This window comes from Pseudomonas sp. ChxA, assembly GCF_030263855.1.
Lineage (GTDB): Bacteria > Pseudomonadota > Gammaproteobacteria > Pseudomonadales > Pseudomonadaceae > Aquipseudomonas > Aquipseudomonas fluorescens_CB.
This window is the reverse complement of sequence record NZ_JARPMK010000001.1, coordinates 4,172,683-4,186,635: the sequence shown is the minus strand read 5'-3', so window position 1 is coordinate 4,186,635 and position 13,953 is coordinate 4,172,683. Positions and strand designations below refer to the sequence as shown.

Annotated in this window: 9 protein-coding genes; 4 read left to right on the top strand and 5 right to left on the bottom strand. The window is 53.2% G+C overall.

Translation table 11 applies throughout. From position 1 onward, the window contains the following. Positions 1-133 precede the first annotated feature (133 nt). The 5 genes from P5706_RS18625 to P5706_RS18605 form a co-directional block, all read right to left on the bottom strand. Positions 134-535, bottom strand: a complete 402-nt coding sequence (locus tag P5706_RS18625; RefSeq protein ID WP_285680756.1) for a UCP019853 family protein — start codon at positions 533-535, stop codon at positions 134-136. A 144-nt stretch (positions 536-679) separates the two neighbouring features. Next, positions 680-1,261 (bottom strand): hypothetical protein, encoded by a 582-nt coding sequence (locus tag P5706_RS18620; protein ID WP_285680754.1) that lies wholly within the window; start codon positions 1,259-1,261, stop codon positions 680-682. Then, positions 1,258-1,890, bottom strand: a complete 633-nt coding sequence (locus P5706_RS18615; RefSeq protein WP_285680752.1) for a hypothetical protein — start codon at positions 1,888-1,890, stop codon at positions 1,258-1,260. The genes P5706_RS18620 and P5706_RS18615 overlap by 4 nt, the downstream gene beginning before the upstream one ends. A gap of 1,660 nt (positions 1,891-3,550) precedes the next feature. After that, positions 3,551-4,186: a hypothetical protein gene (locus tag P5706_RS18610; RefSeq protein ID WP_285680750.1), complete on the bottom strand. Its 636-nt coding sequence runs from the start codon at positions 4,184-4,186 to the stop codon at positions 3,551-3,553. Next, on the bottom strand, positions 4,183-8,781 hold the full coding sequence (locus tag P5706_RS18605) for an RHS repeat-associated core domain-containing protein (RefSeq protein ID WP_285680748.1): 4,599 nt from the start codon (positions 8,779-8,781) through the stop codon (positions 4,183-4,185). Before P5706_RS18605 ends, P5706_RS18610 begins: the two co-directional genes overlap by 4 nt. Positions 8,782-9,036: 255 nt before the next feature. Between P5706_RS18605 and P5706_RS18600 the strand changes: the two genes are divergently transcribed. From P5706_RS18600 to P5706_RS18585, 4 genes are all read left to right on the top strand, one after another. Further along, the gene (locus P5706_RS18600) at positions 9,037-11,529 is read left to right on the top strand and encodes a TonB-dependent siderophore receptor (protein WP_285680746.1); all 2,493 of its coding nucleotides are present in this window, start codon (positions 9,037-9,039) and stop codon (positions 11,527-11,529) included. Positions 11,530-11,820: 291 nt separating this feature from the next. Next, positions 11,821-12,150 carry a hypothetical protein gene (locus tag P5706_RS18595; RefSeq protein ID WP_200434717.1) on the top strand — a complete coding sequence of 110 codons (330 nt, stop codon included), beginning with the start codon at positions 11,821-11,823 and terminating at the stop codon, positions 12,148-12,150. A gap of 107 nt (positions 12,151-12,257) precedes the next feature. Further along, positions 12,258-12,953: a fumarylacetoacetate hydrolase family protein gene (locus tag P5706_RS18590; RefSeq protein WP_285680744.1), complete on the top strand. Its 696-nt coding sequence runs from the start codon at positions 12,258-12,260 to the stop codon at positions 12,951-12,953. A 36-nt stretch (positions 12,954-12,989) separates the two neighbouring features. After that, a complete protein-coding gene (locus P5706_RS18585; RefSeq protein WP_285680743.1) occupies positions 12,990-13,898 on the top strand; it encodes a helix-turn-helix transcriptional regulator in 909 nt (302 codons plus the stop codon). Positions 13,899-13,953: the final 55 nt, after the last annotated feature.

The window sequence follows — 13,953 nt, the reverse complement described above, 5'->3', positions numbered from 1 at the left end:
AAGGGGTGCATATAAGTTTCATTTTTCTATGCTCTTATTAAAGTGAGTGGCCCCGATTTTTTTAGGGTACGTTGGTTAGGTTTAGTTTATCAATCGTCAGAGGCCTAGATGGGTAGTTTTAGTAGTTGGGTTTTTAATGAAAGGCCACATCAATTCGGTCAACAATTATTTTAATAAAAGAATCGTTCAAGTCGGGATGATCGTAATGGATCCCTTCACCGTTCAGCAAAGTAAATGTCTGAAAGGTATCGTCGCTCAGCATTCCGTAAAGCGCGTGAGAAAATCCGCTGCCCATTCGCTTGGCCAAAACGTGAGTCGTGGGGGTTTTATGAGCTTCATAACTTTCAGATAGATTTAAAGTTATTTCAACGCAATAAGTTTTTCCCACTACGATTTCGTAGGGGCAGTGGCTGGCAAAGCAGGTTATTACAGTATCTTCAATTAGCAGGGTAATCTCTTCTTCTACCAGTTCGTTGATTGCTACCACCAGTGCATTTTTGACGTTGTTCGCTATGGGGTCTGATTGTTCTTTCATCGCTTGAGATGGCCGCGCCATGGAGTGGAGTTTAAGTGAAATAATGTCCGTTATGAGCTGTGTTAGATGGACTCTCAGAAGTTTCGTTTGGTCGACAGGGGTAACGTTTCTGATGCGACAAGTTGTCTTTATAATTTGAATTTACTAGGGTTGGTTTAGTTTTGGCTCTGAGAAAAATTTGCAAAAATCCAAGTGTCCCTCAAATGAGATGCAGGCTATCCATGTGAAATCATCCGATACAATATAGGTGTGTTGTGGGAAATCGGAGAGAACTTTTAGTACTTGATTTAAGTGCTCTGGACTAATTGAATAGGCGTTGTCACAGGCGGAATCACTGATGATAACCAAGTCATTGTCAGAAATTTTGCAGATTTCCGCCGCAATGAGCGAAATCGCCAAGGTTGAAGATGCGGACCCGAAGTTAACGCTGCTCCCCAAACGACTCCAATCGATTTGATTTCCGCTAAAAGGAATGCGCTCATTAATTCTACTGACCATCGAGTCTTGTTCTGCCTGAGAGATGACACTGAAATCGATATTGAGCTTTTTTAGGTCTGTAATTAGTTCTTCGTCAAAATAGCTCATTTTTTTTGTAAACCTTTCACTGTGGCTTGTTTTACCTGTTAAATATTCAGTAATCAAATTTTCCAGGGTCTGGGTTTTCATCGTTTGTGCTTCGGAGTCACGTTTTTTTGTGAACCCTATTTTTGTAGTTGGAGATGTCATATCTGCTCAATGCTGTAGTTTTTTGCAGTTACGGAAAAGATAATTTGATGACTATTGCTTGATTTAAAACTATAGTTTTTTTTGATTTCGTCCCCATGTTGCGCTGATTTTTGTGCTGAAATTGATTTTTTCTCTTCATGTATCCCGCTTACCTCAGCGCCGACTGCGCTTACGCCTTGAAAGGTGGTTGGATTATGGAAGGTGATAAGAAGAGAGCGGTCTTGCCGGTCGGTGAATACCATGAGTAACTCACCACGCTTGCAAGTAACTTGCTCAATCGTCCCTCCCATAATCGAGATTTTTTCCGGATCGCAATCGGACTTTTGAGACCGTGTGGGCTGCCAAAATTTTAAATCGGAAAGATATCTTTCCACATCGTTCATGTCGTCGTCGCCGAGCGTGTCGTCAAAGTGCTGAGCAATTTTTGTACGAACTTTTGCGAGGCGTTGGGTGATATTGAAGTTGTCAATGAATTCCGTAGTTTCTCTTCGGTAGTCGTTTAAGGCTCCAGGGTTTTCGGCATAAAAGCTACCCATTCTATGCAGGGAGATCAGTATGAATTCGATCTCTTTGAGGGCGTCAAGCGCGTCCTCTCCAGTGATAGTTATTTTTCTGTTTTGCTCTAACATTAAGATTTCTCACATGCGGTTAGCTATTTAAGGGATTAGTGTTATTTTTTTGTCTTGTATTGACTTAATATTTATATTTATATTGAAATTGTAGGGTTTAACGATTTTGTATTGGCTGGATTAAGAGATTTTTAGTTTTAGTATGCGCGGATATAAGTCGTGTAATTAGTTTGTTTGAGATTAGTCCTGTTTATGTGTTTTGATAGCATTGCATGAAGTTCAAGTCGGAGTCTGATTTTTTATTAGTCTGGCTTTGCATTTTTAAATGTTTGTTTGAATTATACTTTAATGTTTTATTTTTTGGTTCCGTGTCCAAGAAAATCTGTAGATTTTGAATTGTTTAAATGGTCGAATGTCAAATTTTCTATGATTTAAACTTTGTTTTTTTGGGGGGCAGGTATTTGAGTCCTGCTGCTTTAGTCTTGAACCTAGGGTTTTACGTGAGTAAAGCTATAGGTTGGAAAAATAAATGTCTCCTTCAAATGATATGAATGCTATCCAGTCTAGATGTTGTTGTAAGATGTATGTGTGTTGTGGGGTTGTGGAGAATATTTGTAATGCCGAAAGAAGGTTTTCAACACTTACTGAGTAAGAGTTGTCAGTGGAATTTCCGACTATAATGACACTTTCTTTGGTTGCAAGTTTGATTTTTTCCGCAAGAGATTAGCGCTGTTTGTGATATGGCAGTGCCTAGGTGAACACTATTTTTTAACGAGCTCCATTCGATCCGATTTCCAGAAAAAGTGAGGTTACTATTTATTTTGTCGACGATAACGTCTTGGTCTGTTTCAGATAAAACAAAGAGCTGTGTGTTGACTTCATTAAAGTCTCTAATTATTTCTTCGTCAAAATAGTTTATTTTTCAAACTTTTAAGTTGGTGAGAATGTCGCTCTATGTGCACTTTGTCGCAGTTCGGTGTCTCTTTTGAATTGAAAAGTGGGAGAGGTGTACAAATTATTTTTTGAATATTTTAGATAGTGGTTGGCAGGGCTCATGATTTTTATGATAAAAATAAGAAATACAGTCCTGTGTTCTTGTCAGTCGCCAGCTTGTTTGGTTGAATTGTTTTGCATGATAGCTCTTGGTTTTCGGCTATGGAATTATGTTTTAGTATGTGCAGACCTTTTTTGAAATCTTCATGAGGGTTAATGCTTTCGAATTCATAGTCGTCGATCATTTTTCCTAGCTCATCGTTAATCTAATCTAATCTATAATTGCTGATTCCCAAAGCTGCTGGTATTCTCCGTTCGTCAATGAAATGCTTTCCAATAATGAATCTGGGTAATCACCTGTGTCTAAAAATTCATTGCTTCCAGAGCCAGCGGCGTGCAAATGAGCTTCATTATATCACGTTATGTTCTGCCCACGTGCTCTACAGAAGAGGGATACTTGCTAATTGGCCTAGGCTTAGGCAGTGTCTGAAGCCCAGGAACGAAGGGGCATGTGAATTGCCGCGTAATTAGTAATCAAATTTTCACTTAGATAGCTATTTTTTTATCTCTCTTAGTTTTCTGAATGGGAGGTGAGTGGTCGTGTTCGTGTCATGCAGATATTTTACCAGGCTTGTTAATTTTCTTTAGATTTTTCCTACCAAATCCTATATTTGGCTATTTCTGAAAGGAGAAGCACGTAGAGCAAAAAATCGAGTATCTCTACGCGTTACCTGTGGATGTATGCGTATATATCTTTTTTCTGAATTTCTTCTAGGTGGATTTTATTAATGCTTTCGTTTAGGTACGGCAAGTGTTTTGAGTGGCAAATCAGCTGAGCAACGCCATGTGTTTCTGCTTCATAGAAGCTGAAGGTAATAGATTCCTCATCAGTAAGTATTATTTTGAAATCATCAGTTTTATAAATTTCAGCGAGGTTGCTTAGTTTATGCCATAAAGGGTCAAGGTTGTTATCGTTGTTGTTTTGCATAATTATTATAGATGTTCGATGGGGTGTCATGCTGTTAGGGGGTGTTCGAAGCGAGTCAAAATCTAAGTTAATTATCTGTGAGTAGATTTTGGTTGATTCGTTTTTTCTTAAGATATCACCTGGCTTCGAGTTTTTATGAAAGGTTTTTTGTGAAATATATTCTTGGCTTTTGCTATGGAAAGGTAACAGTTTTGTGTGCCATTGTACGATTTTTGGCCATCTTAGTGTAAGTATCGAGGCGAACTCGCACCAGGTTTCCCAAACATCGGTATACTCTTGGTTAAGCAGTGTAACCGTTATATAGTTTTTATCATGAATAGGCTGCAGTTGCTCCCAGGGATGTATACCTGTTTCTCTTATGAATACTGATTTCATTTGTTTCCTTTAAAGTATGAGTGATTGTCTACGTGATTTTTTAAGGGTGTTGACTTTCCATCGATACTAGCCTCCGTATTGAAATGCGGGCCAAGGTTGCCTTTTTTATGGCCAAGTGAGTGCTCCCTGATTTCTATTTGGCGTTCCTGTAGTTCAAATATATACACTCTGCCCTCTGTGTGTTGGTATTGGTCTGTGATCTTAACTTTACGTACTAGCGTGGGGTGTTGCGTTTGTGGAACGCCCCCTATTGCCTTCGCCCTTTTAAATGCGCCATTTCTAGATAGTTCACTGTAGGCTCCTTTGGGGAGTTCCGTATCCCCTTCGTGTACCTTGGCATATTTACCGGGATCATCAGCGACGTGTGTCGGATTACATCCATCCCCGCCAGGGCACGTGCTTAAGCCTAGCGGATCCACCCAACCAGTAGGATTGAGCACATACCGGTAAGCATTAATTCCACCCGCCAGCTTCACCGGATCCGGCGTCAGGTAACGACCAATATCTGGATTGTAGTAGCGATGGCGGTTGTAGTGCAGTCCGCTTTCCGCATCAAAATATTGGCCCTGAAAACGCAACGGGTTGTCGATTTTTCTTACGTCTAGGCGGGCGATTTCGCCGTAGGCGCGGTAGTGCGCGGACCAGACGATTTCGCCTTCGGGATTTGTGAGTTCCTGCGGTGTGCCGAGGTGGTCGAGTTGGTAGTGGAAGGGCTTTGTTTCTTGTGGCCCAAAGCCTTCCAGCAGTGCCAACGGGCGAAAACTGTCTGGCTCGTAGAGGTAGCTGCGATGCCGATCCGCCTCGTGTTCGGCAATTAGCTTGTCGCCTTGCCAGAAAAACTCCGTGGTTTTTCCGTCCACCGTCTTGCTGATCCGCCGCCCAAACGGGTCATAGCGGTAGCTGGCGGTTTGCCCGTTGGGCTGTGTGATCCCTATCAACCGATGCTGGCAGTCGTAGCGATATTCGGTAACGAGCTGATGACCCTTGCCACGCCGCTGGCGGATCAGATTGCCGAAGGCGTCGTAGTCGTAATGATGATCGCCTTGGATCATCAACCGGTTCCCCGCCACGATGTCCGGGCCGGGGCGGTCTTGCATGAGCAGGTTGCCAGCCGGGTCGTGGCCGAAGCGTTCCTGCACGTCTTGCGAGTGGTCGGCGCGGGTCAGGCGGGCGAGGGGGTCGTAGTGGTAGTGGTGTTCGCCTTTGCGGGTGTCGAGCAGGCGGGTGAGGTTGCCGCTTTTGTCGTAGTCGTATTGGCGTTGATAAAGGGTGTGTTGCTGTTGGCTGACGGCGTGGGCGTGCAGGCGGTTTTGGTCGTCGTAGTGGTAGTGGCTGAGGAGCTGGCCCTGTTGGCGTTGGTGTTCGCGGCCGGTTTTGAATAGGTGGGAGGTGAGGGTTTCTCCGTTTAGCTCGACGGTGGAAAGGTGGCCGCCTTTGTCGTGGTTGAACACCAGCCGGTTATTGTCCGGGAGGCGTAGATGGTGCAACTGCCCGCAGGCGTCATAGCCGTAACGCAAGGTGCCCCAGCCCTGGTGTTCGGCAGTGAGGCGGTTTTGTGGGTCGTACTCGTAGGCCAGCGCCCAGTGGCCGTCGTCGACGCTGAGGAGGTTGCCTTGGCGGTCGTAGGCATAGTCGACAACATTGCCGTCTGGCAGGGTTTTTCTTGCTAGGCGGCCGGCGTGGTCTCGCGCGTAGTGGGTTACGAGCTGACTGCCGTCGTCGCCGTGTTCGGTTTTTTCCGCCAGGTTGCCGTTGAGGTCATACACGTAAGCCGTGCGCTGGCCATCAAAGCCGATTTCCTGCTGGATCAGGCCATTGTGGTGGTAATCGAGCTGGTAGGTTTCGCCCACCTCGTTTTCGATTGAGGTCAGCAGCAGGCGCGCATTGTCGTAGCGGTATTTAACGTAGGTGCCATCGGCGTTGATACGGCGGCTGATCAGGTGCAGGCCGTCGGCGTATTCGTAGCGGGTGACGTGGCCAAGTTCGTCGTGTTCGGCGGTGATTTTTCCGTAGGCGTTGTAGCTGTATTCGCGCGTTGCGCCGCCTGGCAATACGACACGAATCAACCGACCCACGCTGTCCCACTGGTACTGGGTCAGCGCACCGTGCTCATCCTCGCGAGCAATCTGCCGCCCTAGATCGTCATAGCGATAACGCTTGCTACCGCCATTAGGCAGCAGCTCCTCAAGCAACTGCCCACGCTCATTCCAGACCAGCCGATGGCAACTGTTGTCGGGAAACCAAACCCCCGTCAGTTGCCCATATTTGTTGTAGCTGTAGTCCGTGATATTGCCGTCAGGATCGGTCTTACGCGTGACGTCGCCCTGATCGTTACGTTCGTATTTCCAAACTGCCTCACCACGGCGTACAACTCGTACGAACCCGTTGTCATGCTCGTAGGACGTCGGCTCATCATCCCCCGGAAACAACGCCACCAAGCGTCCGGCTTCGTCGTACTGGTACGCCGTCACCGCCCCAAGCGGGTCCTGCTCGACTGTCAGCCGGCCCTTATCGTCATAAGACTTGAAGTGTTCAGCACCGTCCGGATCAATGCGCTGCACCAGTCGCGCACGGTCATCGTGGACATACACTTCCCGGCTGCCATCAGCGTTATGCACCGTGACACGGCCGTCATCGCCCCAGGCATACCGCGTATCCATCTGCGAAAAGCTGGCCCAATGCCGAACACACCGCGCCGCCTTGCCAGCCCGTTCCCATTCCCAAAAGAAGCTCGCCCCACCGGCCAACCCGCGTTCAAGAATGACGTGCTGCTCGTCGTACCGATATACCTCGCTTTCACCTACAGCATTGGTCGCAGAAACCAGTCGGCCAAGGTCGTCATAGGCGTAGGAAACAACCTTCTGCTCCGTCACCCATTCGAAGGGGTCGTGCCCCTTGGCGCGATGAACCTGATAGTCCACCGCCACAATGCGGCCAAACTCATACCGCAACAGCAGCGAGCGCCCCACACCGTTATCCAGCCGCTCAACCCGCCCCAACCGATCGTGAAAAACTCGCAGTCGGTTGCCATACGCATCGCTGATCGCGGTCAGTGTACCGTCGCGAAAGTGATAAAAGCGCGACGCCTGGGCCAGCACCAGTTCATCGGGCAAGTCGCCCAAATAGATCGCCGCTTCGGCCAAGCTATTGGTAATCGCCGGTCGAGCAGCGGTAGGCAACGGAAACTCAGTACGGCGATTTTCATGATCCGTCCACACCACCGAATCACCGGAAACACAAAGCCTATGCGCCAGCGAATGGCTCCAGCCAAACCCCAACCCGCCATCCACTTCCACTGCACTGGTGCGATACAGCCGTGTCCACTCAAACGGCAAAACCCCGTCCAGCGTGCCGTCGGTGAGGGTCAGCAATTCCTCGCCGGTGACCATCGACACCGGACAACCGTTGGTAACGGTTTTGTCCGCAGATGCCGCCGCATCGCCATTCAGGTTCTTGGCCGAAGCCGGCACGTCATCAACGTGTTCTTTTTGCTTCACAACCGCGTTTTGCCGCGCCCGCCAGCGCATCTGCAGCGTGCCTTGCTTCAGCCCGCCAACCACACCGCGAACTGCCACCGCCTTGTAACGGTCCACCGCCTGCAGGAATTTGGTCAGAATCCCGAGCAGGCTCCTGACAAAACCCACAGCGGCATCCAAAACCCGCGCGCCGTACTTGACCAGCCGCAAACCGAGATAAGCCACGCCTGCTGCCGGTAACGCGATGGTCAGTACCGCGCCGATCACCAGATCAATCAGCAGCGACACTACAAACCCTGCCGCGGTCTCCGCGATTTCGCCGGGTGGCAGTGCGTCAAGCCAGAGCATCGCGGTGCGCAGCATCAGGTACAGCGCGGCTTCATCGCTGGCCAGTAACATGGCCTGTTCCATGACCTTGGGCGCATCGGTAGCCAACTGCGCCAACTTGGCGGCCTCGGCGCCGAGTTGCTCAGCGAATTTCAGCGGGTCTTCAAGAATCGCCTGAACCAGCTTGATGCTGTCCCATACATCGCGGATTGCCGCCCAACTGCCCGCCAGCACACCGCTGCCAATCGCGGTGGCGGTCGATTGCTGCCAGTAGGGTTTGAACCCTTTCCACTGCTCGCGCAGCCAGTGCTCAAGGTCAGCCGTCAGCCCGGAGTAGGAGGCAAACAGCGCGTCCACTTGCTGCGCAGACACGCCGCCCTGCACCCGCACCTGATAGCGCCCGCCAGCGGCGCAAAAATGCGAGCCCTTGCCGTGCTCATCGAGCATGACAAGCGTGGAACTGCCGTCATCCAGCCGGATGACCTCAACGGGGATATCGCCGATCGGCACCTCATACACCGATTCGAACAGGCTCTGGATTTTCAGCTCGCCGCCCGCCGGGCACAGGGCCACGGTGGAAAAACCCATGTCATTGATACTCACAGACTGTTGCGCATCACCAACCCGCAGCACGCGGTCCATGCCCAACAGCGACGGCATATCCGCAGCATGGCTGAGCGTATCCAGCGCCCGCGCATACCAGGCGCCCATCTGCTGGCGATACTCCGCCAGGCTCTGATGAAAGCCATTCAGCTCATGTTCGATAAAGGCGATGTGGGTGGCGTTGGTCATCCGTGACGTCTCGGCAAAAATGGCAAGGCGTCGGAGTCTGCAGCAGGAAAAAGCCGCTGGACGAATGGTTGGAAAAATCAGAATGGGATGACGCTGGACGGGTAAAAAACGCGAAAATCTATACGGAAGGACTACGCAAAAAAGCGATCTGGCTCATTGCAATAAAACAACTCAAATAAAAATGACTCTCATCCTTGCCCGATTCCGCGACATGGCCGTCATGGTTAATAGAACCTCCATTACGCAGGATTTCCCATGTCGCGCCTTGCTCGTCCCTTGCACCCACTGGCCCTGTCAGTGGCGATGGCTTTTGCCGCTGTGCCGTTATTTGCCGTTCAGCCATCCTTTGCCGAAGAAACCGGCAGCGAGTTGCGCCGTTTTTCGATTCCCGCCGGTGATTTGAGCCAATCCCTCAATATCCTCGCCGAGCAGGCCGGGCTGGTACTGGCATTTGATGCAGGCTTGACGCGCGGCAAGCACAGCAACGGTGTGAGCGGGCAATACGACACCGACGTGGCACTTGCGCAATTGCTCGCGGGCAGTGGCTTGCAGGCCTTGAAGATCTCCGCCGAGCGCTATCGCCTCGAAGCGCTCCCGGACGATGGCGGCGCCATGCAGTTGCAGGCCACCACCATCAGCGGCGCCTACCAGAGCGAAAGCCCCACCGGGCCGGTGGCGGGTTATGTCGCCACCCGCAGCCTGTCGGGCACCAAGACCGATACCGCGCTGATCGAGACGCCGCAGTCGATTTCGGTGGTCACCAAGGATCAGATGCGTGCGCAAAACGCCGAAAGCCTCAACCAGATCCTGCGCTATAGCGCTGCTGTGGTGCCTGAAACCCGTGGGGCCACGGCGTCGCGTCTTGATCAACTGACCATTCGTGGTTTCGCCCCGGCTACTTATCTGGATGGCCTGCGCATGCCATCAAGCCGGGATGCCTTGCCGCAGAAAGATGCCTTCGACCTGGAGCGCGTCGAAGTGCTGCGCGGCCCGGCCTCGGTGCTGTACGGGCAGGGCACGCCAAGCGGTGTGATCAATATGGTCACCAAACGCCCGTTGGACACACCGTTTCATGAAGTCGGCGTGGAGTACGGCACCTTCAACAAGAAGCGCACCACCTTCGATCTGAGCGGCCCGCTTGATGATCAAGGTGTGTATGCCTATCGCGTGGCCGGATTGTTCGATGATGCCGATGGCCAGGTCGAACACACCGAGACCCGCCGCCAGTCACTGTCCAGTGCCTTCACCTGGCGCCCGGACGATGCGACCTCGTTGACGTTGCTCGGGCATTTCCAGAAAGACCCGAAGGGCGCGTCCTACGGTTCGGTGCCGGCCTGGGGCTCGGTGCTGCGCAGCCCTACCGGGCGAAAGATCGATGTGGATTTCTATGATGGTGAAAAGAACTTCGAGAAAAGCGACCGCGAGCATTACTCCCTAGGCTATGCCTTCGAACATCACTTCAACGACGTGTGGACGCTGCGCCAGAACGCCCGCTACCTGCGCGCCGAGGGCGTCTATCGCAGCATCTACAACAGCTATCTTATGGGTGATTACCGCACCTCCAAGCGCTCCACCATCGCTGCCGATGTGGACATGGACGCTTACACCCTCGATAACCAGGTGCAGGCCAAATTCGACACCGGGCCGTTGCAGCACACGCTGTTGATGGGGCTCGATTACCAGAACACCCGCACCGACACCAAAACCGGGTATGGCAGTGGCCCGAACCTGGATATCTTCGACCCGGTCTACGGCGCGCCGGTCACCACACCCGCGTTCATCACCGATGCCACCGCGCGCAGCGAGCAGACCGGTGTTTACCTGCAAGAGCAAATGAAGTGGGACCAATGGGTGCTGTTGCTGGGCGGCCGCTATGACTGGGCCAGCACCGACAGCACCACTAAAACCATCAGCTCTGGCGCCAAGAGCAAGTCGTCGCTGGACAGCAAGGCGTTCACCGGGCGCGTCGGCCTGGTTTACCTGTTTGATAACGGCCTGGCGCCATATGCCAGCTATGCGGAGTCGTTCAATCCGCAATCGGGCACGGGGTATGGCGGGTCGGTGTTCAAGCCCACCGAAGGCAAGCAGTATGAAATCGGCATCAAGTACCAGCCGCCGGGCAGTAATAGCTTTATCACCGCAGCGATTTTCGACCTGCGCCAATCCAACGTGCCGACCATGGACCCGGACCCGACGCACCTGTGTGGCAGTGGCCGCTGCCAGATCCAGGACGGCGAGCAACAGTCCCGTGGCTTTGAACTGGAAGGCAAGGCCAGCCTCAACGATAACCTGGACATTACCGCGGCTTATGCCTACCTGGACAACCGCGCGAGCAAATCCAACAGCACCGTGCGCTATGCGCCGATCAGCGATGTTGGCACCGGGCCGGCGGTTCCCGTTGAGGGCACCACCACCTACGGCGTGCCACGCCATACGGCCTCGGCGTGGGCCGACTACACCTTCCACGACGGCCGGCTCAAGGGCTTCGGCGTGGGTGCAGGCGCACGGTATGTGGGGTCGTCCTGGGGCGATACCGCCAACACCCTGAAAGTGCCGGGCTACACCTTGATGGATGCGGCGCTGCACTACGACATCCCGAATATCGCCAACCCCAACGACAACCTGCGCCTGGCGCTGAACGCCACCAACCTGGCGAACAAGGAATACGTGGCCTCGTGCTACTCCTATTCGTGGTGCTGGTACGGCTCGCAGCGCACCGTGCAGGCGAGCGCCACCTACCAGTGGTAATCGGCACCCTCCACGGTCATCAGTTTTTTTGTGGCGAGCGAGCTTGCTCGCGCTGGGCTGCGCAGCAGCCCCAAAACCTGACACTTGGGTACACCTGATGTACACGGTTGTTTTGTCGAGGGGCCGCTGCGCGCCCCAGCGCGAGCAAGCTCGCTCGCCACAGTCGCTCGCCACAGGGTTTGCCAACATTGATTAGGTAAATGTTTAGCCAGGAAGGCAATTTAATGGCCCCTTTGTAACAAAATCCCCGCCAAAATCACTTTTATTTTCAGGTGGTTAGGTGGGATGCAAATGCGCACTGTTGGAATGATGCTGATCGCCTGTTCCCTGGCTGGCGGCGCGGCTACCTTGCAGGCACGAGAGTTGCGCGAGGGCGACAAGTACATGTGCAGTTGGGGCGCCGGCACTGCCGCCAGGGCTCAGGAACTCAAGCTGTCAGGCGTGTCGCTGTATGCCGCGCGGCAGAAGATCCAGACCATCAAGTTCAGCAAATCGTGGATGCGCATGATGGCCATGGGTATCACCGAGCAGACCTACGACAGCCGCTCACGGCTCAAGCCCGAAGTCATCCGCCAGAGTTTTTACCAGGATTGCCTGCGCTACAAAGTGGCGCGTAAATGATCCAGGGCTGTTTTGCACCGGCCAGTGCAAAATCTGCGTAAACCTGTCCAACTTTGCCTTGGCGCTGCTGGCCATACTGGCCCCAGGTAAACCAAGAGGCACAGGCCATGACTGATTACGTATTCACCCCCGCGCCAACCCCATCCCTGGCCGTACAGGGCAGCGACGCACGTTTCCCGCTGCGTCGCGTGTTTTGCGTGGGCCGTAACTACAGTGAACACGCCCGCGAAATGGGGCATGACCCGGATCGCGAACCGCCATTTTTCTTCATGAAACCGGCGGATGCGGTGGTGCCGGCCGAAGGCGTGATCGCTTATCCGCCACTGACCGCCGACCTGCACCATGAGGTGGAGTTGGTGGTGGCCATCGGCACGGGTGGGGCGGATATCAACCCAGAGGACGCGTTGTCTCACGTATGGGGATATGGCGTCGGCATCGACTTGACCCGTCGCGATCTGCAGGCCGAGGCGAAAAAACTTGCGCGCCCATGGGATTGGGGCAAGTCGTTCGATGAATCGGCGCCCAGCACCGCCTTGCAACCTGCGAGCGTTATTGGTCACCCGGCCAGCGGCAAGATCTGGCTCAAGGTCAATGGTGAGCAGCGCCAGGTCGGCGACCTGGCCGACCTGATCTGGTCGGTGAGCGAAATCATCAGCTACGCCTCAAAATCCGTGGCACTCAAGGCCGGTGACCTGATCTTTACCGGCACCCCGGCGGGCGTCGGCGCGTTGCAGCGCGGCGACGTGGTGACCGGCGGCATCGAGGGCATCGGCGAGTTGAGTTTCACCCTAAGCCAGGGTTGAGGCTAAAGTGGTGCCCAGGCCATTCGAGAGACCGTTATGCCAGGCACCCGCGTTACCACCTATGGCATGGAACAACGCAGCGACCGCCCCGACTTCTATATCCGCGACAAGCGCGGGCGGGCGGCGCTGACCAGCCCGCATCGGCATGAATACTTCCAGATCCAGATCAACCTGGGCGGCGACACCGTGCAACATATCGGCGGCGCGGTGCGTCCGTTCCCGCACAAAGCCATGGCGTTTATCCTGCCCCATCGCCTGCATGTAATTCCGCACCCGCAAGACGGCGAGTTCATCCTGATCAACTTCAGCCAGGCGTTCTTCCTGCCGCAGTTGACCTGCGACCCGTTGGACCTGGAAGACATCCCCATCAGCCAGGCGCCGGAGCTGTCACCGTTTCGTTTTCAGGAGCACCTGGACTTCATTCTTGACGACGCAGACTTTGAGCAAGTGCACACCTGGCTCGGCCATATGCGCACCCTGGACGCCCAGCGCACTTTCGGCGCGCGTGAGCGCTTGAAGGGTTACTTGTTCCAACTGATCGGGTTGGTTTGCCAGCAGTACGCCGAACCCTTGCAGGCGTTTGCCGCCAATAACGCCACCCGGCGCGGACGCAAAGACGCGTTGGCACGGGTACACGGCTATATCCGCGAGCATCTGCACGAGCCGAGCCTGAATCTTACTGATGCTGCGGCCGCTGCCTTCCTGTCACCCAACTACCTCACCCATCTGCTGCGCAAAGAAACCGGCAAACCCTTCTCCCAGTGGGTGCTCGACCGACGCATGCAGTTGGCGCGCACCTTACTGCTCAACACTGCGCAGATGATCGGTGTGGTAGCCCAGCGTTGCGGGTTTACCGACGAGGCGTACTTCTCCCGCTGTTTTCGCAAGGCCCATGGCCTGGCGCCAGGGCAGTTTCGGCGTCAACAACAGGCCAAACCCCTGTAGTTGGATGTCTTCTCTTACAAATCCACGACAATCTCTGTGTTTCTATTTACATACA